Source organism: Psychrosphaera aquimarina (assembly GCF_032461525.1).
Taxonomy (GTDB): Bacteria; Pseudomonadota; Gammaproteobacteria; order Enterobacterales; family Alteromonadaceae; genus Psychrosphaera; species Psychrosphaera aquimarina.
This window is the reverse complement of sequence record NZ_JAWCUA010000003.1, coordinates 83,922-106,375: the sequence shown is the minus strand read 5'-3', so window position 1 is coordinate 106,375 and position 22,454 is coordinate 83,922. Positions and strand designations below refer to the sequence as shown.

Genomic DNA, 22,454 nt, shown 5'->3' with positions numbered 1-22,454 from the left:
TTACCTATTTGTCGTCAAGTAAGTCATCCCATTGATTAGACTTAAGGCCTTCAATTGGATCTACGTCTTCGTCAAAATCACTTTCGTCGTCTTCAACACCAAGAATTTTAAGTAATTCAGCATGACGATCCATTAGCTTATTAAAGTATTTAGCTTCTTTTCCTGTCAGTAATTCACCGTCTTCAACTCGTTCAACTAAACCGATTAACACTCCATCAGATTCAATATCCGTTAATTCAACATCCGGTGGTATAACATCCATTTTTGCTTTGTTTAATTTTGCAGAAGGTTGATTTGTCGAATGCTTGATTTCTTTTTCAACAAGATCTTTTTTTACTTCACCTGTAAGCGGTATTGGTTTTTTGCTGCCGTGCTTTGGATCTTTTTTAGTCGTAGTGCCGGCAATATGAACTTTACTTTCTTCAACTAGACTATTTCTAGTTCCTGATTTTTGGCCTTTGGGTGTTTTTTTACGACGATTTTGAGTAGGCTTTTCAGAGCGAGTATCTTTACTCTTAACTCTTATCTCAGCTACTTTTCTGCTTTTTTTCTGGCGTGTCATTATTTATCCGACATATGGGTATTTAGTTAATGTGAGTTTACTGAAGAAATTGTATTTATGGAATAACAGGCAATAAAAAAGGCGACAGTGTGACAACTATCGCCTTGAATTTGTGATTGTGTTCAAACTGAGTTTGACACCTCTTCTATTTAACTTCGATTATTCCTTCCGAACGCATGACAACCTTGTCTAGTCACTCATTTAATAATCCGTTTTATTTTTATTTAATATCCGTATATGTCTTTATTAATTATTGGTCATCTTGACACTTTATTAGTTCTTCCTTGGGAGCCCATACAATACTCCGCTAGTTAGTATCCACACCCACTTCCTTGAGTCGCATCCATATTTTTATTTGCTACGTGGTAACGGGGGTTAATGTACTCTTATTGATAAAAGTCACAAGTAAATATTTACTTTTTTTACACCTTGATCATAAAAAATACAAAATATTGTTGTTTTACATAAGGTTAATTAATATACGATTATTTTTATCAGCAATGACTTACATAAAGTAATGGTTAATATCTCACAAAATGTATTGGTTAATGGATTACAATTAATCGATATAAAAAAAGCGTCAAAAGGACGCTTTTTTTAATTAAACAATTTGATCAAACAGACTAGTGAAGTCCAGACATGTATTTAGATAATATCTCAATGTCTTTATCTGTTAATTTAACAGCAATGTCACGCATCATACCATTCATGTCGTTAGTTCTAGTGCCATCTCTGAATTTTTCAAGTTGAGCTTTAATATAGTCAGGGTGTTGAAAAGAAATTTTTGGAAAGCCCGCAAGGCTGTGTCCAACACCTCTAGGACCATGACATGCTAAACAAGCTGGAATTCCACGCTCCATATCGCCGCCGCGGTATAAGTCTTGACCAACTTCTACGACATCTTCTGGTGTACTACCTGAGCTCATAGTTTGAGATGCAAAGTAAGCAGCCACATCTTTCATATCTTGATCTGACAAAGGTGCTGCCATTCCGCTCATGACAGGGTCATAACGTCCTTCTTTACCACTAGAGGTCATGCCTAATTTAAATTCTTTTAACTGCTTATATATGTATCCGGCATGTTGGCCAGCAATTTTGGGATAAATAGCGACAGCTGCATTACCGTCGGCGCCATGACAAGCAGCACAAGTAGCAGATTTTGTTTTACCGGCTTCGGCATTTCCTTCAGTTGCTTGAGCTGAACCAATGAGTCCAACTAACATGGTAAGTGTAAATGCAATATTTCTCATAGTATTGTCTCTATTATTTAAGTTATCTCAAATCCTTTGTCTATGAAGCAGTTCACGCAAAGAGTATAATTAAGGATATTCTACACCAAATGTGAGAATGTGAAACATTCTTAGAGAGTATATTTAACTCAAGTTGTTGAATTATTAAAGTTAGATAACAAATATATAGAGGAAATGCGGTGTCTAAATCAATTATTAACTATACCAAAGCGTCTTTTTTAACGTCGGCGCCTGATATTCGCCGCTTGCCTATCGATTCAGGATACGAAGTTGCGTTTGCTGGTCGATCAAATGCGGGCAAATCAAGTGCGTTAAATACATTAACCGATCAAACTGGATTAGCCAGAACCAGTAAAACGCCTGGGCGAACACAATTAATTAATGTGTTTGATGTGGGCAATGAACGTCGTTTGATAGATTTACCAGGATATGGCTTTGCTAAAGTGCCATTAGCGATGAAATTAAAATGGCAAAAATCCCTTACTGAATACCTACAAAAACGTAACTGTTTAAAAGGGTTAATTGTTTTAATGGATATTCGCCATCCGATGAAAGACTTGGACAAAGACCTTATCCATTGGGCGGTTGAAGTTGATCTACCTGTTTTGGCTTTATTGACGAAAGCGGATAAATACAAATCGGGCAAACGTAAATCTGAGTTATTACGAATTAAAGAGATGGCAAAAGAGTTCAATGGTGATGTATCCGTTGAAACTTTTTCTTCTTTGAAAAAGCTGGGGATCCCACAGTTATCTAAAAAGTTAGACATTTGGTTTGATGCTGAAGAGTTAATCCCTCCTGTACCTGAAGATTCTGAGCTTTAATTTCCATTGGCAACACTTACAGCTATTAATAATAAGTTAATGGCTGTAATCAAATTACAAAATAGTTTTAAAACCAAATAAAAAGCAAAAAAAAACCGACGCTTTAAAGGCGTCGGTCATAGCAAATTGGGGAGAGGCTATAAATTCTCGTCAAATATCAACAGGGTCAACTCGTTAGAGAGACTGTAGACATAATAACGCTTTAAATTTAAAAGTAAAGTCTTTACTCTAAAAAAATCGAGTTTTTATACCTTGATCAACGCCTCTATTTTAAAGGGGTATGATAATTATTAGTTAAATTAAATTTAAATAATTAAATAATTTACTCTAATAGTTTGTTCGATAAATCGTAGAAATTTTTGACATTAATCAGTGATATATTCACAAAAATTTATTTGTATATGATTATGTTTAGTGGATGAGGCAAAAAAAACGGTCTTGTAATTAAATTACAAAACCGCTTGTTTAAATGTAATTTTATTTTAATTAATGTGCTTGGTCCCAATTATCTCCAATACCTGAGTCTGCAATTAATGGCACATTCAAACTTGCTGCGTTTTGCATTAGGTCTGTTAAGATTGGCAAATATTGTTCTACTAGATCCTGATTAATTTCAAAAACTAATTCATCGTGAACTTGCATGACAAGTTTCACCCCGGCAATATTATTAGTCGTTAACCATTGATAAACGTTAATCATAGCCATTTTTATGATGTCTGCTGCGGTACCTTGCATAGGCGCATTAATTGCTGCACGTTCCGCAGCTTTTCTACGAGGCACGTTACGAGCTGTGATATCTGGTAAATATAAACGTCGACCAAACAAAGTTTCTACATATCCTTGTTTTTCAGCATTAACCCGAGTGGTTTCCATATACGTTAATACACCAGGGAATTTTTCAAAGTATTTATCTATGTATGATTGTGCTTCACCACGTTTAATACCTAATTGGCGTGCTAAACCAAAAGCAGACATTCCGTAAATTAAGCCAAAGTTAACGGCTTTAGCTGCTCGTCGTTGTTCAGTTGTGACGTCATCAAATGGTGTTGAAAACACTTCTGAAGCGGTCGTTTTGTGAATATCTAAGTTATTAGCAAACGCCGTTAATAGGCCTTGGTCGTTGCTTAGATGCGCCATGATCCTCAGTTCAATTTGAGAGTAATCAATCGCAACGATTTTGGTATTTGCTGGGGCAACAAAAGCTTCTCTAATACGACGGCCGTTTTCATTTCTAATCGGTATATTTTGTAAATTAGGATCAGTTGAACTAAGTCTACCCGTTGCCGCAATAGCTTGATGATAAGACGTATGTACACGGCCTGTAGCTGGTTTTATCATTAATGGTAATTTGTCGGTATATGTTGATTTGAGTTTACTTAACCCTCTAAATTCCATAATAACTTTTGGCAAGTCGTAATCATGAGAAAGTTCCAATAACACTTCTTCAGCTGTGGAAGGTGCACCTTTTGGTGTTTTCTTAATAACTGGCAGCTCTAACTTTTCAAATAGAATAACTTGCAGTTGTTTTGGTGAAGCTAAGTTAAACGCTTCACCTGCAATTTCATGTGCTTTTTGTTCTAACTGTTCTAGTTTTAGTGAAAACTCACTGCTTAATGCATGCATTTGGTCTGCATCAATTAATACACCGTTGTGTTCGATATGAGATAAAATTGGCATTAAAGGTAATTCAATGTTTTTCATTAACTCATTCAAAGGCGAAATGTGTTGGAGTTTTTCATTAAAGAATTTGAATAACCTTAACGTTATATCCGCATCTTCTGCGGCATATGGAGCGGCAGTTTCAATGGGAATTTGATTAAAGGTTAATTGCTTGGCTCCTTTGCCAGCAATATCTTCAAAAGAAATGCAACTATGGCCAAGATACTTTAACGCTAAGCTGTCCATATTATGTTTTGTCGCGGTACTATTAAACACATAAGACTGCAACATAGTGTCACCGACTACGCCATTAATAACTAAGTTATATTTTGCGAGAACGTTGATATCATATTTAAGGTTTTGACCTACTTTATGGATGGAATCATTTGCCAATAATGTTTGTAAACTAGGCGTGATCTCTTCTAACGTTATTTGTGAAGGCGCGCCTTCATAGTCATGTGCTAGGGGGACATAAACCGCTTTGATATCATCGTTGAATTCATAAGCTATTGATAGACCAACAAGTTCGGCGTCCATGTAATCTATAGATGTGGTTTCGGTATCAAAAGCTATTAATTTAGCCTGACTAACTTCATCTAGGATGGATTGCCATTGAGGCAAAGTGAAAATGGTTTGGTATAAACTTTTATCAATCGTTGGGGCATTGATTTGAGGTGCGTCTTGTTCACTTGGTTCAGGTTTTTTAATAGAACCAACCAAAGGTGGCTCAGAGTTATCATTACCAGCAAGAACTTCGGCTAACCAACGCTTGAATTCACACTCTTTATATAACTCAGCTAGTTTTTCTTTATTTGGCGACTGTATAAACATGTTGTCAGCAGAAATACCGTGATCAACATCGAGTTTAATGGTGGCAAGTTGATAAGAAAGCTCTAGTTGCTCTTTATTATCAATAAGCTTAGTCGGCATTGTCTTTGAGCCCCGGAACCCTAATGCAGCGACATCATCGATATGCTGATAGATGTTTTTGATACTGCCTAATCCTTGGATAAGGGCCACGGCAGTTTTTTCACCAACGCCAGGAATCCCCGGGATGTTGTCTACCTTATCACCCATTAATGCCAAGTAATCTATGATTAATTCTGGTTTAACACCAAATTTGGTCTCAACCCCTTCAGGGGTCAAGATTGTATTTGTCATGGTATTAATAAGCGTGACATGTTCGTTAACAAGTTGTGCCATGTCCTTGTCGCCCGTACTGATCAATACTTTATTGCCTAATTGAGATTGTTCGTGAGCAATGGTTCCAATGACGTCATCGGCTTCAACGCCTTCGATAGCGATAATGGGTAACCCCATAGCTTCAATTATTTTATGTAAAGGTTCTATTTGATATCTAAGATCATCAGGCATTGGCGGTCTGTTTGCTTTGTATTCAGCATACATATCATTTCTAAATGTTGGACCTTTAGCATCAAATATAACTATCATTTGTTGAGGTGAGTACTGTCTAACTAAACTTTTAAGCATGTTGATCACGCCATAGATAGCACCGGTTGATTCGCCACGAGAATTAGTTAAATGTGGAGGTGAATGATAAGCACGAAATAAGTACGAAGAACCATCAACTAAAATTAAAGGCAAATTAGGGTCTGAAATGCGATCAGTAGTCATGTGGATTATTTCCAGATTACTTTGAATAAATTAGTGAATAAGAATGACATAAAATGTCGAAAACCGCTATAGGCATAGCGTTCAACATGATATTAAATTTGTGAATAACATTTTAAACTTGTGGATAAGTAGGTGAATAAAAATCTACTTAGTTAAGCAAATGTTTTAAATATATAAAGATGTATTAATTGTATATAAGCGTCTATGACGGCTCCGATATTGTTATTATTATATTCCATTGGTGAACCTCTAACGGGTCACTTTTTGTCCTGTTTGTGAAAAACAGGACAGATAACTTACACATAAAATTGAGTTGGATCTAGCTCTTTTTTATATTATTTTACAATAATAATATTTAAACACAGCTGACTACAGTCTAAGTAGTTAATTCCATATAAAAAAATAAATAAATATAGGCATTTACTTGATTTGGTAGGGGTTATAAACCCATAATATCGCAGTGGATATTCAATCGATAGAAATTACAAGGTACAATACGTTTGTATCTTAAATAATAGGTGAGCTCACAATGAGAAAAATACTTGTAACACTTTTAACTGTTCTGTCTATAACATCAGTTCTTGCAACTGAACCAACTAAAAATGATGTTGAGAAAAGAATTCAGCCAGTTGGACAAGTGTATCTTGCTGGAGCAGAACCTGCAAAGCCAGCAGAACCTGCAGGACCTAAATCTGGTGCAGACGTTTATCAACAATCCTGTTTCGCTTGTCATGGTACTGGCGCTATGGGTGCACCTAAAAAAGGCGATGCTGCAGCATGGGGACCAAGAGAAGCGAAAGGTATGAGCACATTGTTAGATCATGCTATTAACGGTTTTAATGCAATGCCGCCAAAAGGAACATGTATGGCTTGTTCAAATGATGAAATTAAAGCAGCTATTGAGTTTATGTTAAAATAATTGAATTAATTCAATTGATAAAAAAGGGCATTTATTGCCCTTTTTTATTACTTATTTTTTGACTCTCAAGATCACTGTATACCACAGACTGCGATCTATGGATGCATTTAAACAGGCCTGATGCGGATAACATGGACGGATTGCTATAAATTGATTGCTGGCCGACTAAAAATTTTGTTTTTATGGCCAAGAGCACGGATATACACAATTTAAACTATAGGAATTTACAGCTTTAACAATTAATGAACAGTTCCCCTAAACCTTATCTACAACTCTCTTAAGTTAATGTTTATATATTCAATAGAGCGGATATTTAAACCAAAATATTAAAATACCTTACCTTCTTCGACTTAGTCTTTTTACTAGGTTCAATAGCTAATCATTTAGTCAATCTTTAGAAAAACACCCAAATAGGGAATATTATATTCCTACCCCTATCTTTAGTGTTGGTAAAATATTCCCAGTGGGTGAAAAACATACAATGTTTGAGTGTTTAAACCTATTTAAAGGGACGTGTTTTGGTTAAAAGTATCACTGTCATAAAGGAAAACTAAAATGGATAGGTTGGGAAAAATTGGTTGTTTCATAATATTGCTTTGCTGCGGTTCTAATGTATTGGCTTCTACATTAGGTGTTGAACATCTGGAAAATCAGAACTTTCAAAGTGAGTTAATTCAAGACAGAGCTGAATATAAATACTACTTTGACTTAGCTTATACGCGTTATCCTAATTTGCCTGATGGTATATTGGAGAGTTTGGCTTATACCGCAAGTCGTTGGCAGCATCGAATACCTTCTGATTCTATTATTCATGATATGCGTCCGCAATCCATTGGTCTTTTTGGTTTGTACAACACAAATAACTTTGGATTTGTAAATACTCTATCTCAAGTAGCCAAACATAGCGGAGTAGATGAGCAACGTCTAATCGATAATGTTGAAGAACATATTTTTGCTACGGCTTCTTTTTTAGCTCACAAATTACAGTCTTCAAAAAGTATAGGTAAAGGACTGGCTAGTACTCGCAAAGTGTTAGAACACATGTCGGGGATAAGCGCTTCAACTCAAATTAATAACTATGCCCGAGAAAGTTATGCTTATGACGCTTTATTAATCGCCAATACCGGTATTCTAAAAGATGGCATTATGATCAAAGCACAAGCTATTGATTGGTCACTTGCTTTTAATAAAAAAGAATTACAGCAGTTACAAGCGCCACATATGATTTTAGATGCCAGTAAAAAGAGTATTAGAGTTAGGCAGTCAGAAGATTTTATTGAAGAATCAATTAAACAAGAACAAGAGCCAGAGAATCAATCATTTAATAAATCTAGCAAAACATCAGATAATAAGTATCAAACTAGCTCAGTAGTTGTCGATTATGAAGGTGCAATTTGGAAAGAAAGTCCAAACAAAAGTTCTCGTAGTGGTAGTCAAATAAGTCATATCGTAATTCACACGACCCAAGGTTCGTATTCAGGTTCAATTAATTGGTTAATTAATCCCGCCTCACAAGTGTCAGCACATTACATAATCCGAAGCTCTGATGGGCAAGTTACTCAAATGGTCAGAGAAAATGATAAAGCATGGCACGCAAGGACAGCGAATCCATATAGTATTGGTATTGAACATGAAGGTTGGGTTGATAATGCCAGTTGGTATACCGAGGCTATGTATCAATCTTCGGCTGATCTTTCGCTCGATTTATGTAGTCGAAAAAACATTGATTGTTCCAAGGCTTATCAAGAGCAAGCGCACCATAATGTTGTTACTTTGGAGTACGAAATATCGGTAAAAGGGCATCAACATTATCCAGATCAAACTCACACAGATCCTGGTATAAATTGGGATTGGCAGGGATATTATGCGAGAGTAAACCCAGATGAAGGAGACCTCCCCCTAACGTTGCACCTGAAGCTAAATTTACCTATTCATGTATTGAGCTAAAATGTCGGTTTGATGCGAGAGCCTCAACCGATAGTGATGGTTCAATTGTCGATTATCAGTGGGTTTTTACTGGGAGCTCAAGCACTTCAGGTAACCAAGTATGGCATGAGTTTTCGGATTCAGGTGATTATGAAGTGACCCTTACCGTTATCGATAATGATGCCGCCAAGGATTCTATAATACAGCAAGCTACAATCATAAAGAAAAGTAGTGGAGGCTCAATGAATTTACTTTTAGTCTACTTAGTTGCACTTAGTTTTATAAGGAGAAAGGTTAATAATATCTCATCTCATCTATATAATTTACGTTCTGATTTAATATCTTAATAATAAAAAAGCCGTAAATTTACTTTTTAAGCATGGCTCTTAAATTTGCTATATTAGTTTTGTTTTTTTCTTTTCGTTGCGCTTCTGGTACCGCTTGTCCGCTTTTCTCCCATCTAAGATCTTTTTGATCAAGTTCTTCAATAAATCGAGATGGTTCACTCATGACGGTTTCACCGTATTGTCTTCTTTCTTTGGTGTAAGTTAATACCAACTCTTTTTGTGCTCGAGTGATACCTACATAAGCAAGGCGTCGTTCTTCTTCAATGTTGTTTTCGTCAATGCTTGATTGATGTGGTAGAAAGCCTTCTTCCATACCAACCATAAATACGTAAGGAAATTCTAAACCTTTGGACGCATGCATTGTCATTAATTGAACTTGGTTGTTACCTTCATCTTCGTCTTCATTACGTTCCATCATGTCACGTAATGTCAGTTTGTTTACAACTTCCGCTAATGTTAACGGCTCGTGTTCACTGTCGCCTTGCAACATTTGAGTAACCCACTTGTATAACTCACTGACGTTTTTCATTCTCATTTCGGCGGCTTTAGGACTAGAACTTGTTTCGAATAACCAATCTTCGTAGTGAATGCCTTTTAGTAATTCTTTTACCGCATCTAACGGTTCACTACGTAATACTTGATCGCTTATTTCAACAATCCAACGCGTGAAATATTGCATGGCCGATTTAGCTTGTCCGGTAACCATACCAATAAATGCACTATCAAATGCAGCTTCAAATAAACTAATGTGTTTGTCATTCGCTAAATGACCAAGTTTTTCTAATGTTGTCGGTCCGATTTGTCGGCGGGGAGTATTTACAATACGTAAAAAGGCGTTGTCGTCATCTTGGTTAACCACAAGACGTAAATACGCCATAATATCTTTAATTTCAGAGCGAGAAAAAAATGACGTACCACCACTGATTTTATAAGGGATCCTATTGGTGGTTAGTAATTTTTCAAAAATACGACTTTGATGATTGCCCCGGTATAAAATCGCGTAATCACCATAGTGGGTTTTATTGGTAAATCGGTGACCGATAATTTCAGCGATTACACGTTCAGCTTCATTGTCTTCATTTTTAGTTTGAATGACGCGTATTGGATTACCATATTCCATGTTGGTTTTTAATTTTTTATCAAACACGTGTGGATTTTTATCAATCAATACATTAGCTGCATGCAATACACAGCCTACAGAACGATAATTTTGTTCTAGTTTAATCAGATTAAGATTAGGAAAGTCCTTACTTAATAAAACTAAGTTCTGTGGTTTAGCGCCACGCCAAGAATAAATGGATTGGTCGTCGTCACCAACAACAGTAAATTGCGCACGTTTACCCACCAACATCTTAACCAATTCATATTGGCTAGTATTGGTATCTTGATATTCATCCACTAATAGATAGTGGATTTTGTCTTGCCAACGCTCAATAACTTCAGGGTAGTTTCTGAATAATAACGTGGGTATTAATATCAAATCGTCAAAATCAAGGGCATTGTAGGCACGCATTTGTGATTGATATCTTTGGTATAATTCAGCAAGAAGTGCGGTTTCTGGGTCGGTGGCTTGGCTGATGGCAGCTTGTGGCAACATTAATTCATTTTTCCAACTAGATATCTTATTTATCAGTTGGTAAATGCTTTCTTTATCTTCGCCTAGTTCCGTTTCGGTTAGTTCTTTTAATAACGCAAAACAATCTTGATCATCAAATAACGAAAAGTTTGATTTATAACCAAGGATCTTAATTTCCTTTTTTATGATATCTAAACCTAAGGTGTGAAAAGTAGAGATTTTTAGTCCTTTCACCTTATCTTTATCAATTGATTGTTTTACCCGCTCTTTCATTTCTCGTGCCGCTTTATTGGTGAAAGTCACGGCTGCGATTTTATTGGCAGGAACATTACAATTTTCAATCAGGTGCCCAATCTTATTGATAATAACTCTGGTTTTGCCTGAACCGGCTCCAGCTAGTACTAAACATGGACCGTCAACGTATGTTACGGCTAATTCTTGTTCTGGATTTAATTTCACGTGGCACCCTTTTGATTAGGGGCGGGATATTAACAAATATGGGTGACAATAAAAAATAACTTTAAATCAACACAAGTTAATTTTTTACTATAAAATTCTAAGTTTCGGACTTATCAACAATCACATCAGTAAAACGTTGGTTTATTCAAAGGAAATTCATGTACAAGTCGTTGATAACTATTGCAACAATACTGGGGCTAACAAGTACGTCGGCATTGGCATATGATCATTTTTTTCAAACTGGCAGGTCACTGGGATATGGCAGTGCCGGTACTAGTTCTGCTCATTGGTCAGCAGCGGGAAGTTATAACCCTGCCTTAATTGGCACTGCGGCGGGAACATCAAATGATTTTTTCTTAGTTTTTAATATTCGTGGTCAAGCCGTGGATCAAGATAACACAGTCAAAACGTTAGATGACTTTGTGCAAGAGACTGAACAATTCGATGAGTTCTCTAATGAAGATTTGTTAGAAGGCGATATTAATTTATTACAAAACAATATTAATACCGTTAATGCTATTGCTGATGCGGTGGATAAGTTAAATGGAATTGGTGCCAACATAGACTTAGGTGGCAATGCTGGAATAGGTATGGCTTTTGACCGTTTTGCCGTTTCATTTCAATTAAATTCTCAGTTTAGCTTTGGTGGTACAGCAATAGTTGACCCAGCGGACACTAACTTAATTCGACGTTTTAGTCATTTGGGACAATTTTTGTTAGATGATGTTCGCCCATTATTTGATGATAAAAATAGATTAGAAGGCGACTTAACACTTGCTGCTGCTGAATTAGAAGAGTTTAAACAATTAGTTGAAACTGACCCTGATAGCGTATCACAAGCCGACCTTGATGCCGCTCAAGCTACTGCGACTAATGCGCAAGTTGCATATGATGAGGCATTGTTATTAGTCGACCAAGCCAAGTCTACTGAAGAAAAATTATACCAAGAATATGGTGATATTTTCGATTTTGATACCAACAGTGTGCAGTTCGATAGTGATGATTTAAAGTCTAATGCACGCTTTGCTGCCATCGGTTGGTTTGAAGCTAGTATGACAATTGGCAGTAATTGGAAATATAAAAGTGGTCGAACACTAAGTGTCGGCACCACATTAAAATCAGTTCATTTAGAGTTTTATGATTATCAAGCGTCAGCGACGGCTTTTGACGAAGATAAGATAGATGGTGATGATTACCGAAATTCTAAAGACTTTTTTACTGCAGATTTAGGTATGATTTTAAGCTTAGATAGAGCGAACAGATGGCGTGTTGGTATTAGTGTTAAAAATATTATGGGCACTGAAATAGAAAGTAATCCGGTGCGTTTGGATGAAGAGCAAGCGTCTTTATTTTTTAAAGTTGAACCCCAATTCAGATTAGGAACGAGTTATAACGCAACTTGGTTTCGAGTTTCTGCTGATATAGATGTCACTGAGTCTAAAGGACCACAATTCGCTGATGGCTCTGAGTTTTTTCAGGGTTCCCAATTTGCTAGTGTAGGCGCGGTCATTAATGCATGGGATGTTGTTGAGTTAAGAGTGGGTTATCGCCATAACTTAATTAGAGCCAGTGACGTCTTAGGATCTAATTCATCCTCAAATAACGCAGATACCCTCACATTAGGTGCTGGACTTTATTTAGGCCCAGTTCAATTTGATTTAGGTTTGCAAGCGGCAAAAGATAGAGTTGGTGCTGGTTTTCAAACTATGATCACATGGTAATTGTGTAATATAATTCAAAATTTATAATAATCGTATTTGTAGCTAACAAAAGGAAATAGATAAATGATCAATGCTAAAAAAATAGAACAGTTGGCCGAACAAATAACCAATGTTATTCCGCCAAGTGTAAAAAACATGGCCGACAATATTGAAGATAAAGTGAAAGCGGTGTTACAAGCTAAATTAACTCAACTGGATGTTGTTAGCCGAGAAGAATTTGATGTGCAAACCCAAGTGTTAGCTAGAACTCGTGCTAAGTTAGATCAACTTGAACAAGTGGTTGAAGAGCTAAAAAACAAGTAAGTGTTATTGCAGGTAAATAGTGCTGTTGTGATGAGTAATCAGTGTTTATTGGTTGTAGGTGTTATTTAGCTTCATTGCATTCTTCTATGCCTTCGGGAAAAGAAAAGTGGTTTATTTTATTCACCATTAACACTTTGTTCATCATTTCTGGCACGGAAAACACGTAATGTTTATTGTTAAATGTGTGTTTTAAAAACGTACCTAGTTGCTCAATCTCTTCATCGATCTGGGTTAAACAGTTAATGATTAACCAACCATTCGGATTAATTAATTCAAACAGTTGCTTATATAATGTTTGGCTTTTGATTAATACTGGTGACTGATCACCTTGAAATAAATCACACATAATCCAATCAAATTTTTCTGTGTTGGCAAGCGCGGATTCAATAAAGTTAAAAGCGTTTTGTTTAATCACGGATGGGTTGTTTATGGCTGGAAAATTCTCATCAACAACCGATAATACTTCTTGATTATTTTCTATACTGGTCATCTTAATAGATGGGTAAGCATGGCTGAGATAACGCTGAATAGATAGACCACCTGCCCCTAACTCTAGAATCGAATCAGGTACTTTGTGGTGAATAATCGGTAATAACATGACAAAACAATATGATAATACAGGACGGTAAGGCAGTGTATTTTCTATGGCACTTTGAATGACGTCATCCACCACCAACCAAGTATACTTTTCGTTTTTATATATAATTATTCGACCATTTTCAGAACTATTCATATATATTATTTTAGCTTCTGTATCTGGAGATAGTGTTTGCGCTAAGTTCATGAATAGTCTTAAATGGTTGAAACAATAGTTATTTGTAACGTAAATAATAAGAAAAATATAGATAAAACATTAATGCGTTATTGTTATTGAGGGGAAAAATATGTACCAAGTGGTTGCACCACAAACAGAGCAAGAGTGGGAACACTACTATGAGATCCGCTGGCAAGTTTTAAGAGCGCCATTGCAACAACCTCGTGGCTCAGAAAAAGATGAATATGAGCAACACGCTTGGCATCGAATGGTAATAGACGAACAAGGTAATGTAGTAGGGGTCGCAAGATTACATCTGGTTAGTACCGATGAAGGCCAGATAAGATATATGGCTGTGATTGAACAGCATAGACGCAAAGGATTAGCGACGGTAATGCTTGAGTCTTTAGAGGCCATTGCGCGTCAAGAAAGTGTAAAACGAGTCATATTAAATGCCAGAACCAGCGCAACTAACTTTTACGAAAATCTAGGTTACCAAGTTACCGGTGACGCCCCTGAGATTTTTGGACAGATCCCTCATGTACAAATGTGTAAACCATTAGATGAAGTTGAAGTCATCATCCGTAACCCTCAATGGTGCTTGGATCTACAAAATATTTGGCACCAACAGATCCCAATAACTCAACTTATGGGAATACGTGTTTATCAATATACGGGCACAACGTTTGAAACAAGAGCAGCGTTAAATCCTAATATGAACCTTCATGGCACTATGTTCGCTGGCAGTATCTACTCTCTTGCAACATTAACGGGGTGGGGACTTGTACATTTGATGATGAAGGAGCAAAAAATCGAAGGTGATATCGTTTTAGCTGATGCCGATATTCATTATCATAAACCGGTGACTGAGCTCCCTCGTTCCATTGCAAACTTTGAAAATATAGAAGGTGACTTTTTACCATTAGAAGAAAACAAAAAGGCGCGTATAACCGTTCAAGTAGAAGTGTTAGATGATATGACGCCTGTCGCTAAATTTGTTGGTCAATATGTGGTGATGCCAAAAAAACAGATTAGTCAATTAATAGCAATTGCAGGCTTATATTACTTAACAGCCTTTGCTAACCACTGATCTAGTTGGTTGGCAAATTGTTGTTTATCTTTATCACCATATTTCGCCTGGCCAGAACTGTTTATTCCGCTTGAGCGCATCGTATCCATAAAGTCACGCATGTTCAGTATTTGTTTAATGTTTTGACTGGTATAAAGCTCACCTCGTGGGTTTAATGCTAAGGCGCCTTTATCAATGACTTCCGATGCAAGTGGAATGTCCGAAGTGATAACGAGATCATCTTGTTGTACACGTTTGACAATTTCATCATCTGCAACATCAAATCCGCTTGGTACTTGGATCATTTTAATGAACCTAGAAGGTGGAATATTGATATATTGATTGGCTATCAATATTAGCTGCGTTTTCGTGCGCTCAGCCGCTTTAAATAAAATCTCTTTTGCTGGTAATGGGCAAGCGTCTGCATCTATCCAAATTGTCATAGTTATAGTCATTCATCTTTGATCATGTCGGTCAGTATTAATTTTGTTTTATTTTTAATGATTTATCTATCTCTTTATCAAATAAAAAATGAGAAAGATGATAAGCATGGTCTATATTTTGTGGGTATTGTTAGGGCATTAAAAATAAATTCAAACGTTTGTTTTAATTTGTTCTTGATGTATAGTTTGTTAACTTTTGATCAATGAGTGAAGAAAATGAGTAAATATTCTGCCCCAGTAAATGACATGAACTTTTTATTATTTGACGTATTTAAGGCAGACCAATTTTGGCAATCAAATGCCACATTGGCAGAAAATATTGATCGTGAAACGGCGAATGCAATTTTACAAGAAAGTGCAAAAGTTACAGAGAGTGTAATTGCCCCCAATAGCCGAAATGCGGATGAAGAAGGTGTCACTTGGAATGATGGCCTTGTCACAACACCTAAAGGGTTTAAAGAGGCTTATAATGTAGTTGCAGAAGGCGGTTGGGTAGGTTTAGCTGGCGACCCTGAATATGGCGGTATGGGTATGCCCAAAATGTTATCGGCTATGCATGAAGAAATGATGTGCGGCGCGGATCTTGGCTTCTCTTTATATTCAGGGCTAACTGCCGGTGCATGTGTTTCTATTAATGCCCACGCTTCGGATCAATTAAAAGAAACCTTCTTACCTAATATGTATGCAGGAACATGGGCAGGCAGCATGTGTTTAACAGAAGCACATGCGGGTACAGATCTAGGGTTAATCAAAACGAAAGCCGAAAAAAATGAAGAAGGCAGTTATAACATCACAGGCAGTAAAATATTCATCACTGGTGGTGAACATGATTTAACTGAAAATATCATTCATTTAGTATTAGCAAAATTACCTGGAGCTCCAGAAGGTTCAAGAGGGATCTCTTTATTTATTGTTCCAAAATATAACGTAAATGAGGACGGAACATTAGGTGAACACAACGCATTAGGTTGTGGTTCAATAGAACATAAGATGGGTATACATGGTAGCTCAACTTGTGTCATGAATTTTGACGGAGCTAAAGGGTATCTAGTAGGCGAAGAAAACAAAGGTTTAGCCTGTATGTTCACAATGATGAACTATGAGCGTTTGTTTGTAGGTATTCAAGGATTAGGCGCATCAGAGCGTTCTTATCAAAATGCACTGGAATACGCTATAGATAGAAAACAAGGTAAGGGTTCGGTAAAAACGGCGGATAAAAAGCCAGAATCTATTATTGTGCACCCAGATGTTCGAAGAATGTTATTAAACATGAAGGCATTAAATGAAGGGGCAAGGGCATTTAATACATATGTTGCTATGCAATTAGACATTGCTAAGTTCTCCGACGATTCGGAAGTTGCAAAAGCTGCATATTTAAAAGGCCAACTATTAACACCGATCGCCAAAGCATTTGTCACTGATATGGGTTTTGATTCATGTGTTGCCGGTCAACAGGTCTTTGGTGGGCACGGTTATATTCGTGAATGGGGACAAGAGCAATTAGTTAGGGATTGTCGTATTACGCAAATATACGAAGGCACTAATGGCGTTCAAGCACTTGATTTAATCGGTCGAAAAGTAGCAATGGACAATGGTAATACTGCAAATGTATTAGCTAAAGAAGTTATTCAATTTGCCAAAGATCATGAAGCGGAATTTCCAGACGAGCTGAATCAGCTTATAGCAGCGGTAGACTTATTATCAGCGGTAACTGTAGACGTATTAAAGAAAGCATCAAGTAATCCAAGTGAACTTGGTGCCGCTTCAGTTGAGTACTTACATCTATTTGGTTATGTCTTGTTTGGTTATATGTGGGCGAAAATGATGGTAGCCGCTAAAAATGTTGAAGATAAAGCTTTATCACAATCTAAAATAAAAACGGGTAAATATTATTTTGCCAGAATATTACCGAAGATAATGAGTTTGAAATTACAAATAGAGTCCGGTGCAGATATGTTGTTCACACACAATGTCGAAGATTTCTAGCAATAATAATTAACTTCATAAAAATTAGATTATTTAGCGTCAACAAAACGCCTTTAATTGCCTGATAAACGGCTACATGGATGTGGCCGGAAGGTCAATCAGGAAACAATGCCGACACCATAAGGATATGTAAGTTAGGACAAAGCCGACAGAAGTTGTCTTATTCTCTGGCGTCTAATCAAACTATAATCAATTATTAAGTTTCTTAATAAGTTCTGGGTATTGAGTTCTTCCAAGGTCTTGAGTCACGTGGTTTAACCTGAGGATCGTTATCCCGTCATACCCATCATTAAGTAGTGCATCCGTTATATTGTGCCAACCTGTTAGTGACGAAGTGCCAGCTGAAAGAGCATTTTCGCCTTTAACAGTAACCCCTTGTCTTTTGCTTCTTTACCAACCCAAGCGACAAGTGTATTTGCCAATGAAAAAGCAGGAGCAACTGGCTGATCTGACATTTCTAAACAGGTGAAATGCAAAATAACTTGGCGTTCATCAGTTGTATATTTGGCTGCTAAAGCAATAGCTGCACGATATCCATGACCTTCAACTTGCATTTTACTCGAATTAAAGCCGGGTGAAATCACACCTGAAGCTAACTCTGCTGCTCGCATTAAAGGCAAAGGTGCTGACATTAACCAGTGTATACCTGGCACTTTATAACCTAAATCAATATGCTTAAAGGCTGTTGAGAAACCATTTGAAGCTGCGGATAGCATTCGTTCACCATGTTGCATCAAAGCTTTATGATACCAATCTAATATATCTAAACCATATGTTGTATTAAGGTGTTGGCCAGTTATTACAAATTCCACCATATTTTTTGGCAACGCGAGTTGCTTAAGTGATGAATATGAGGTTTTCCATGCTTCATTAATTTTAGTTAATTGTTGATATTTTCTAAGCATAGATTGTTGAAAGTCAATAATGGCCAAACGACCAAAAGATTGAAACGCACCACGTGTTGGATATCCAGTGTTGTTGTCGTGGCTATTATAAGAAGGGTATCTCAACTCTCCCGCGGGCCCCATACTTATGTTTAATTCATCAAAGTTTGGAGCCATACGACTAAAGTGAGATTCAAAAGCAGACATAAACTCTATGTATTGTGGGATCACAAATTTGTCCGCCCAAAGCGAAACATATTCGTTGGAGTAATTACCTTGTTCACTTTTGTACATGAGGTCATAAGCTTGGACATTTGACTCACTCGTATTCAACGCTGGAGGTGTACCTTTGTTATTAAAGTGGTGCCAAATCCAGTTGGGAAGAGGAATGTTGCAGACATCACCAACGTTACCTCCACATTGATGAAAAGACATTATGGGGACTATTCGTAGTTTTGCTTCTAAAATAGCCGCAAAAACTTTGTCGTAATAAGACCAGTCGAACAACTGATCTCCATTCTTTTCAACGGCTCCCCACCAAACGTCAACAGTGACTGCTTCGACGCCCATTTGTTTGGCGGTTTTTAGATCGTCACGAAAGTAATGCCATTGTTCTTGAGTGTCTAACCATAAAGGACCCATAACGTTAACCGAGGCTGAAAGTGCGGCATGACTCCAAAGGACTAGTGTGGCTATTAATGTAATTGATTTGAATAACTTAATCATAACGTCCATTGAATGATGTAATTAATGCATCTAAGAGTGTCTGAAAACTTGCCTTGATGAAACAGCCATACGTATGCGTAATGCTGGAATGCATGGACTCCGATTAAAATACAATTTATACAAATAAACTGTTGCATTTATAGTCAAGATCTATAAAATGCGCTCTCCCGTCTGTACTAGTTGCAGGCATATGGGCAAACCAATAATTAAAAATGTTCTTTTCATTGGTTTGAAAGATTAGCGATATGTTAATCAGTACAGGGGTTCCGATTGGGAATCCAACTAAATAGATAAATTTACACCGCTTAGATTTCTGATGAAGAAGGCTAATGCGATGTTTTTTTATGCTCTTTCTAAAATGCTCTTTTGAGGTAAGTAATGAACAGTCAACGTATTCGTATCCGATTGAAAGCGTTCGACCATCGTTTAATCGATGTGTCAACACAAGAAATCGTAGAAACGGCTAAGCGTACAGGCGCGCAGGTTCGTGGTCCTATTCCACTGCCAACTCGTAAAGAACGCTTCACTATATTGGTTTCTCCGCATGTAAATAAAGATGCACGTGACCAATATGAAATTCGTACGCACAAGCGTTTAATCGACATTGTTGAGCCAACAGAAAAAACTGTTGATGCATTAATGCGTTTAGATCTTGCTGCTGGTGTAGATGTTCAGATCAGTCTGGGTTAATCGAGAGATTAAAGGGGTTTCAAAATGACTATAGGTCTAGTCGGACGTAAAGTAGGAATGACACGTATCTTCACTGAAGATGGTGTATCAATTCCTGTTACGGTTATTGAAGCGACACCTAACCGTGTTACTCAAATCCGTAACGAAGAAACCGATGGTTATCGCGCATTGCAAGTTACTGCTGGCACTAAAAAAGCGAACCGCGTTACTAAGGCACAAGCAGGACATTTTGCGAAAGCAGGTGTTGAAGCTGGTCGTGGTATGTGGGAATTCCGCTTAGCTGCAGGTGAAGGCGACGATATCGTAATTGGTAGCGAAATTACTGTAGAAGTATTTAATGACGCTAAATTAGTAGACGTTACTGGCACGTCAAAAGGTAAAGGTTTCCAAGGTGGTGTTAAGCGCTGGAATTTCAGCATGCAAGACGCAACTCACGGTAACTCACTTTCTCACCGCGCACCGGGTTCAATTGGCCAAAACCAAACTCCAGGTCGTGTATTTAAAGGTAAGAAAATGGCTGGCCAAATGGGTAACGTACGTACAACAACTCAGAATCTTGAAGTTGTACGTGTAGATGCAGAGCGTAACTTACTATTAGTTAAAGGCGCTGTACCTGGTTCAATTGGCGGCGACGTCATTGTTAAACCTGCTGTTAAAGCGTAATCCGGAGAATAGTGATGAAATTAGATTTTGCTGGCGCTAAGGGCGCTGTTGAAGTTTCTGAAGCTACCTTCGGTCGTGAGTTCAACGAAGCATTAGTTCACCAAGTAGTAACTGCATACGCTGCAGGCGCTCGTCAGGGTTCTAAAGCTCAAAAAACTCGCTCAGAAGTTAGCGGTGGTGGTATAAAACCATGGCGTCAAAAGGGAACAGGTCGTGCTCGTGCGGGTACTATTCGTTCTCCAATATGGCGTTCTGGTGGTGTTACATTTGCTGCAAAACCACAAGACCATTCACAAAAAGTGAATAAAAAAATGTATCGTGGTGCTATCCAAAGCATCCTATCTGAATTAGTTCGTCAAGAACGTTTCGTAGTTGTAGAAAGTTTCGAATTAGAAACGCCTAAAACTAAAGCACTAGCTGCTAAATTAAACGAAATGAGCTTGAAAGATGTACTTATCATAACTGAAGAAGTATCTGAGAACTTATTCTTATCAGCACGCAACTTATATAAAGTTGATGTACGTGACGTTGCAACAATCGACCCGGTTAGTTTAATCGCGTTTGATAAAGTTGTAGTAACTGCTGGTGCCGTGAAACAAATTGAGGAGATGCTAGCATGATAAGCGAAGAACGTTTGTTAAAAGTATTAGTAGCTCCACATGTTTCTGAAAAGAGCACATTGGCAAATGAAGCTAACAACACGTTAGTATTCAAAGTTGCTGTAGACGCTACAAAAGCAGAAATTAAAGCTGCTGTTGAAAAACTTTTCGAAGTTGAAGTTACGAAAGTAAATTCACTTAATGTGAAAGGTAAAGCGAAACGTACTGGTGCACGCATGGGTCGTCGTAAGAATTGGAAAAAAGCTTACGTGACACTTGCTGAAGGTGCTTCTCTTGATCTTGAAGACGGCGCAGCCGAGTAATAGGAGACTAAAAAATGGCTTTAGTAAAATGTAAACCAACTTCTCCTGGTCGCCGTCACGTAACGAAAGTAGTTAATGCTGAGTTACATAAAGGCGCACCATACGCTCCTCTTTTAGAGAAAAAATCTAAATCAGGTGGTCGTAACAATAACGGTCGTATTACTGTTCGTCACATTGGTGGCGGTCATAAACAACATTACCGTGTTGTAGACTTTAAGCGTAATAAAGACGGAATTCCTGCGAAAGTAGAACGTCTTGAGTATGATCCAAATCGTAGTGCAAACATTGCATTAGTTCTTTATGCAGACGGTGAACGTAAGTACATCATCGCGCCTAAAGGTCTAAAAGCAGGTGATCCAGTAATGTCTGGTATCGATGCCCCGATTAAACCTGGTAATGCTATGCCTATGCGTAACATGCCTGTAGGTAGCACAGTACATAACGTTGAGTTGAAACCTGGTAAAGGTGCACAGCTTGCTCGTTCTGCAGGTGCTTACGTACAAATCTTAGCATTTGATGGTCAATATGTAACAGTACGTCTTCGCTCTGGCGAAATGCGTAAAGTACTTGCTGATTGTCGTGCGACGTTAGGTGAAGTTGGTAACGCTGAACATATGCTTCGCAAGCTTGGTAAAGCTGGTGCAAGCCGTTGGCGCGGTGTACGTCCTACTGTCCGTGGTGTTGTAATGAACCCGGTAGATCACCCACATGGTGGTGGTGAAGGTCGTACTTCTGGTGGTCGTCACCCGGTTACTCCTTGGGGTAAACCGACTAAAGGTGCTAAGACTCGTAAGAATAAGTCAACGGACAAGTTTATTGTTCGTCGTCGTAATAAATAATTAGTGAGGTAATACCATGCCACGTTCTCTCAAGAAAGGTCCTTTTATAGACCTACACTTGCTGAAGAAGGTTGAAGCAGCCTTGGAAAGCGGGAACAAGAAACCAATTAAAACTTGGTCTCGTCGCTCAATGATCATTCCTGATATGATTGGATTGACCATCGCTGTCCATAATGGTCGTCAACACGTTCCAGTATATGTTTCTGACGAAATGGTTGGACACAAGTTAGGTGAATTTTCACCAACTCGTACGTACCGCGGTCACGCGGCTGACAAGAAAGCTAAGAAGAAGTAGGA

At 37.7% G+C, this 22,454-nt stretch carries 21 protein-coding genes; 14 read left to right on the top strand and 7 right to left on the bottom strand.

What is annotated here, in order from left to right:
• Positions 1 to 4 precede the first annotated feature (4 nt).
• Together yihI and RT723_RS03605 are read right to left on the bottom strand one after the other, a co-directional pair.
• Positions 5 to 562: a Der GTPase-activating protein YihI gene (gene yihI / locus RT723_RS03610; RefSeq protein ID WP_315945912.1), complete on the bottom strand. Its 558-nt coding sequence runs from the start codon at positions 560 to 562 to the stop codon at positions 5 to 7.
• 623 nt (positions 563 to 1,185) lie between these two features.
• Positions 1,186 to 1,812 carry a c-type cytochrome gene (locus tag RT723_RS03605; RefSeq protein ID WP_216056544.1) on the bottom strand — a complete coding sequence of 209 codons (627 nt, stop codon included), beginning with the start codon at positions 1,810 to 1,812 and terminating at the stop codon, positions 1,186 to 1,188.
• Positions 1,813 to 2,003: 191 nt separating this feature from the next.
• Between RT723_RS03605 and yihA the strand changes: the two genes are divergently transcribed.
• The gene (yihA, locus tag RT723_RS03600) at positions 2,004 to 2,636 is read left to right on the top strand and encodes a ribosome biogenesis GTP-binding protein YihA/YsxC (protein ID WP_315946302.1); all 633 of its coding nucleotides are present in this window, start codon (positions 2,004 to 2,006) and stop codon (positions 2,634 to 2,636) included.
• 486 nt (positions 2,637 to 3,122) lie between these two features.
• Here yihA and polA read toward each other — a convergent pair whose 3' ends face one another.
• Complete coding sequence (gene polA / locus RT723_RS03595) at positions 3,123 to 5,930, bottom strand: DNA polymerase I (protein WP_315945911.1); 2,808 nt, start codon at positions 5,928 to 5,930, stop codon at positions 3,123 to 3,125.
• 529 nt (positions 5,931 to 6,459) lie between these two features.
• Between polA and RT723_RS03590 the strand changes: the two genes are divergently transcribed.
• The 3 genes from RT723_RS03590 to RT723_RS18070 all read left to right on the top strand — a co-directional run bounded on the left by RT723_RS03590 (position 6,460) and on the right by RT723_RS18070 (position 9,122).
• On the top strand, positions 6,460 to 6,849 hold the full coding sequence (locus RT723_RS03590; RefSeq protein ID WP_216056542.1) for a c-type cytochrome: 390 nt from the start codon (positions 6,460 to 6,462) through the stop codon (positions 6,847 to 6,849).
• Positions 6,850 to 7,404: 555 nt separating this feature from the next.
• Complete coding sequence (locus RT723_RS03585) at positions 7,405 to 8,796, top strand: N-acetylmuramoyl-L-alanine amidase (RefSeq protein WP_315945910.1); 1,392 nt, start codon at positions 7,405 to 7,407, stop codon at positions 8,794 to 8,796.
• Positions 8,787 to 9,122: a PKD domain-containing protein gene (locus tag RT723_RS18070; RefSeq protein ID WP_428983599.1), complete on the top strand. Its 336-nt coding sequence runs from the start codon at positions 8,787 to 8,789 to the stop codon at positions 9,120 to 9,122. Before RT723_RS03585 ends, RT723_RS18070 begins: the two co-directional genes overlap by 10 nt.
• A 19-nt stretch (positions 9,123 to 9,141) precedes the next feature.
• Here RT723_RS18070 and rep read toward each other — a convergent pair whose 3' ends face one another.
• Positions 9,142 to 11,157 carry a DNA helicase Rep gene (gene rep / locus RT723_RS03580; RefSeq protein ID WP_216056540.1) on the bottom strand — a complete coding sequence of 672 codons (2,016 nt, stop codon included), beginning with the start codon at positions 11,155 to 11,157 and terminating at the stop codon, positions 9,142 to 9,144.
• Positions 11,158 to 11,315: 158 nt separating this feature from the next.
• Here rep and traF point away from each other — a divergent pair, with 158 nt between their 5' ends.
• Positions 11,316 to 12,878 carry a conjugal transfer protein TraF gene (traF, locus tag RT723_RS03575; RefSeq protein ID WP_315945909.1) on the top strand — a complete coding sequence of 521 codons (1,563 nt, stop codon included), beginning with the start codon at positions 11,316 to 11,318 and terminating at the stop codon, positions 12,876 to 12,878.
• A gap of 63 nt (positions 12,879 to 12,941) precedes the next feature.
• Entirely contained in the window at positions 12,942 to 13,181 is a 240-nt protein-coding gene (gene ubiK, locus RT723_RS03570; RefSeq protein WP_216056538.1) for a ubiquinone biosynthesis accessory factor UbiK, read from the top strand.
• 61 nt (positions 13,182 to 13,242) lie between these two features.
• Here ubiK and RT723_RS03565 read toward each other — a convergent pair whose 3' ends face one another.
• The gene (locus RT723_RS03565; protein WP_315945908.1) at positions 13,243 to 13,965 is read right to left on the bottom strand and encodes a spermidine synthase; all 723 of its coding nucleotides are present in this window, start codon (positions 13,963 to 13,965) and stop codon (positions 13,243 to 13,245) included.
• Positions 13,966 to 14,065: 100 nt separating this feature from the next.
• On the opposite strand from RT723_RS03565, the gene RT723_RS03560 reads away from it, so the two are divergent.
• The gene (locus tag RT723_RS03560) at positions 14,066 to 15,025 is read left to right on the top strand and encodes a bifunctional GNAT family N-acetyltransferase/hotdog fold thioesterase (protein ID WP_315945907.1); all 960 of its coding nucleotides are present in this window, start codon (positions 14,066 to 14,068) and stop codon (positions 15,023 to 15,025) included.
• Here the strand turns inward: RT723_RS03560 and RT723_RS03555 are convergent.
• Positions 14,998 to 15,447, bottom strand: a complete 450-nt coding sequence (locus RT723_RS03555) for a YaiI/YqxD family protein (protein ID WP_315945906.1) — start codon at positions 15,445 to 15,447, stop codon at positions 14,998 to 15,000. The genes RT723_RS03560 and RT723_RS03555 overlap by 28 nt on opposite strands.
• 216 nt (positions 15,448 to 15,663) lie before the next feature.
• Here RT723_RS03555 and RT723_RS03550 point away from each other — a divergent pair, with 216 nt between their 5' ends.
• The gene (locus RT723_RS03550; RefSeq protein ID WP_216056534.1) at positions 15,664 to 17,433 is read left to right on the top strand and encodes an acyl-CoA dehydrogenase C-terminal domain-containing protein; all 1,770 of its coding nucleotides are present in this window, start codon (positions 15,664 to 15,666) and stop codon (positions 17,431 to 17,433) included.
• A 323-nt stretch (positions 17,434 to 17,756) separates the two neighbouring features.
• On the opposite strand, the gene RT723_RS03545 is transcribed toward RT723_RS03550, so the two are convergent.
• On the bottom strand, positions 17,757 to 19,043 hold the full coding sequence (locus tag RT723_RS03545) for a family 14 glycosylhydrolase (RefSeq protein ID WP_315945905.1): 1,287 nt from the start codon (positions 19,041 to 19,043) through the stop codon (positions 17,757 to 17,759).
• A gap of 378 nt (positions 19,044 to 19,421) precedes the next feature.
• Between RT723_RS03545 and rpsJ the strand changes: the two genes are divergently transcribed.
• From rpsJ to rpsS, 6 genes are read left to right on the top strand one after another with little or no spacing between them, the layout of a single operon-like run.
• Entirely contained in the window at positions 19,422 to 19,733 is a 312-nt protein-coding gene (gene rpsJ / locus RT723_RS03540; protein WP_216056532.1) for a 30S ribosomal protein S10, read from the top strand.
• A gap of 24 nt (positions 19,734 to 19,757) precedes the next feature.
• Positions 19,758 to 20,396 (top strand): 50S ribosomal protein L3, encoded by a 639-nt coding sequence (rplC, locus tag RT723_RS03535; RefSeq protein WP_216056531.1) that lies wholly within the window; start codon positions 19,758 to 19,760, stop codon positions 20,394 to 20,396.
• 14 nt (positions 20,397 to 20,410) lie between these two features.
• A complete protein-coding gene (rplD, locus tag RT723_RS03530) occupies positions 20,411 to 21,016 on the top strand; it encodes a 50S ribosomal protein L4 (protein ID WP_216056530.1) in 606 nt (201 codons plus the stop codon).
• Positions 21,013 to 21,318 carry a 50S ribosomal protein L23 gene (gene rplW / locus RT723_RS03525; RefSeq protein ID WP_105051490.1) on the top strand — a complete coding sequence of 102 codons (306 nt, stop codon included), beginning with the start codon at positions 21,013 to 21,015 and terminating at the stop codon, positions 21,316 to 21,318. The genes rplD and rplW overlap by 4 nt, the downstream gene beginning before the upstream one ends.
• 14 nt (positions 21,319 to 21,332) lie before the next feature.
• The gene (gene rplB, locus RT723_RS03520; protein ID WP_216056529.1) at positions 21,333 to 22,157 is read left to right on the top strand and encodes a 50S ribosomal protein L2; all 825 of its coding nucleotides are present in this window, start codon (positions 21,333 to 21,335) and stop codon (positions 22,155 to 22,157) included.
• A gap of 16 nt (positions 22,158 to 22,173) precedes the next feature.
• Positions 22,174 to 22,452 (top strand): 30S ribosomal protein S19, encoded by a 279-nt coding sequence (rpsS, locus tag RT723_RS03515; RefSeq protein ID WP_105051492.1) that lies wholly within the window; start codon positions 22,174 to 22,176, stop codon positions 22,450 to 22,452.
• Positions 22,453 to 22,454 lie beyond the last annotated feature (2 nt).

Coding starts and splice junctions, on each gene's coding strand:
- yihI (WP_315945912.1), bottom strand. CDS start 562: ATGACACGCCAGAAAAAAAGCAGAAAAGTAGCTGAGATAAGAGTTAAG.
- RT723_RS03605 (WP_216056544.1), bottom strand. CDS start 1,812: ATGAGAAATATTGCATTTACACTTACCATGTTAGTTGGACTCATTGGT.
- polA (WP_315945911.1), bottom strand. CDS start 5,930: ATGACTACTGATCGCATTTCAGACCCTAATTTGCCTTTAATTTTAGTT.
- RT723_RS03590 (WP_216056542.1), top strand. CDS start 6,460: ATGAGAAAAATACTTGTAACACTTTTAACTGTTCTGTCTATAACATCA.
- RT723_RS03585 (WP_315945910.1), top strand. CDS start 7,405: ATGGATAGGTTGGGAAAAATTGGTTGTTTCATAATATTGCTTTGCTGC.
- traF (WP_315945909.1), top strand. CDS start 11,316: ATGTACAAGTCGTTGATAACTATTGCAACAATACTGGGGCTAACAAGT.
- ubiK (WP_216056538.1), top strand. CDS start 12,942: ATGATCAATGCTAAAAAAATAGAACAGTTGGCCGAACAAATAACCAAT.
- RT723_RS03565 (WP_315945908.1), bottom strand. CDS start 13,965: ATGAACTTAGCGCAAACACTATCTCCAGATACAGAAGCTAAAATAATA.
- RT723_RS03560 (WP_315945907.1), top strand. CDS start 14,066: ATGTACCAAGTGGTTGCACCACAAACAGAGCAAGAGTGGGAACACTAC.
- RT723_RS03555 (WP_315945906.1), bottom strand. CDS start 15,447: ATGACAATTTGGATAGATGCAGACGCTTGCCCATTACCAGCAAAAGAG.
- RT723_RS03550 (WP_216056534.1), top strand. CDS start 15,664: ATGAGTAAATATTCTGCCCCAGTAAATGACATGAACTTTTTATTATTT.
- RT723_RS03545 (WP_315945905.1), bottom strand. CDS start 19,043: ATGATTAAGTTATTCAAATCAATTACATTAATAGCCACACTAGTCCTT.
- rpsJ (WP_216056532.1), top strand. CDS start 19,422: ATGAACAGTCAACGTATTCGTATCCGATTGAAAGCGTTCGACCATCGT.
- rplC (WP_216056531.1), top strand. CDS start 19,758: ATGACTATAGGTCTAGTCGGACGTAAAGTAGGAATGACACGTATCTTC.
- rplD (WP_216056530.1), top strand. CDS start 20,411: ATGAAATTAGATTTTGCTGGCGCTAAGGGCGCTGTTGAAGTTTCTGAA.
- rplW (WP_105051490.1), top strand. CDS start 21,013: ATGATAAGCGAAGAACGTTTGTTAAAAGTATTAGTAGCTCCACATGTT.
- rplB (WP_216056529.1), top strand. CDS start 21,333: ATGGCTTTAGTAAAATGTAAACCAACTTCTCCTGGTCGCCGTCACGTA.
- rpsS (WP_105051492.1), top strand. CDS start 22,174: ATGCCACGTTCTCTCAAGAAAGGTCCTTTTATAGACCTACACTTGCTG.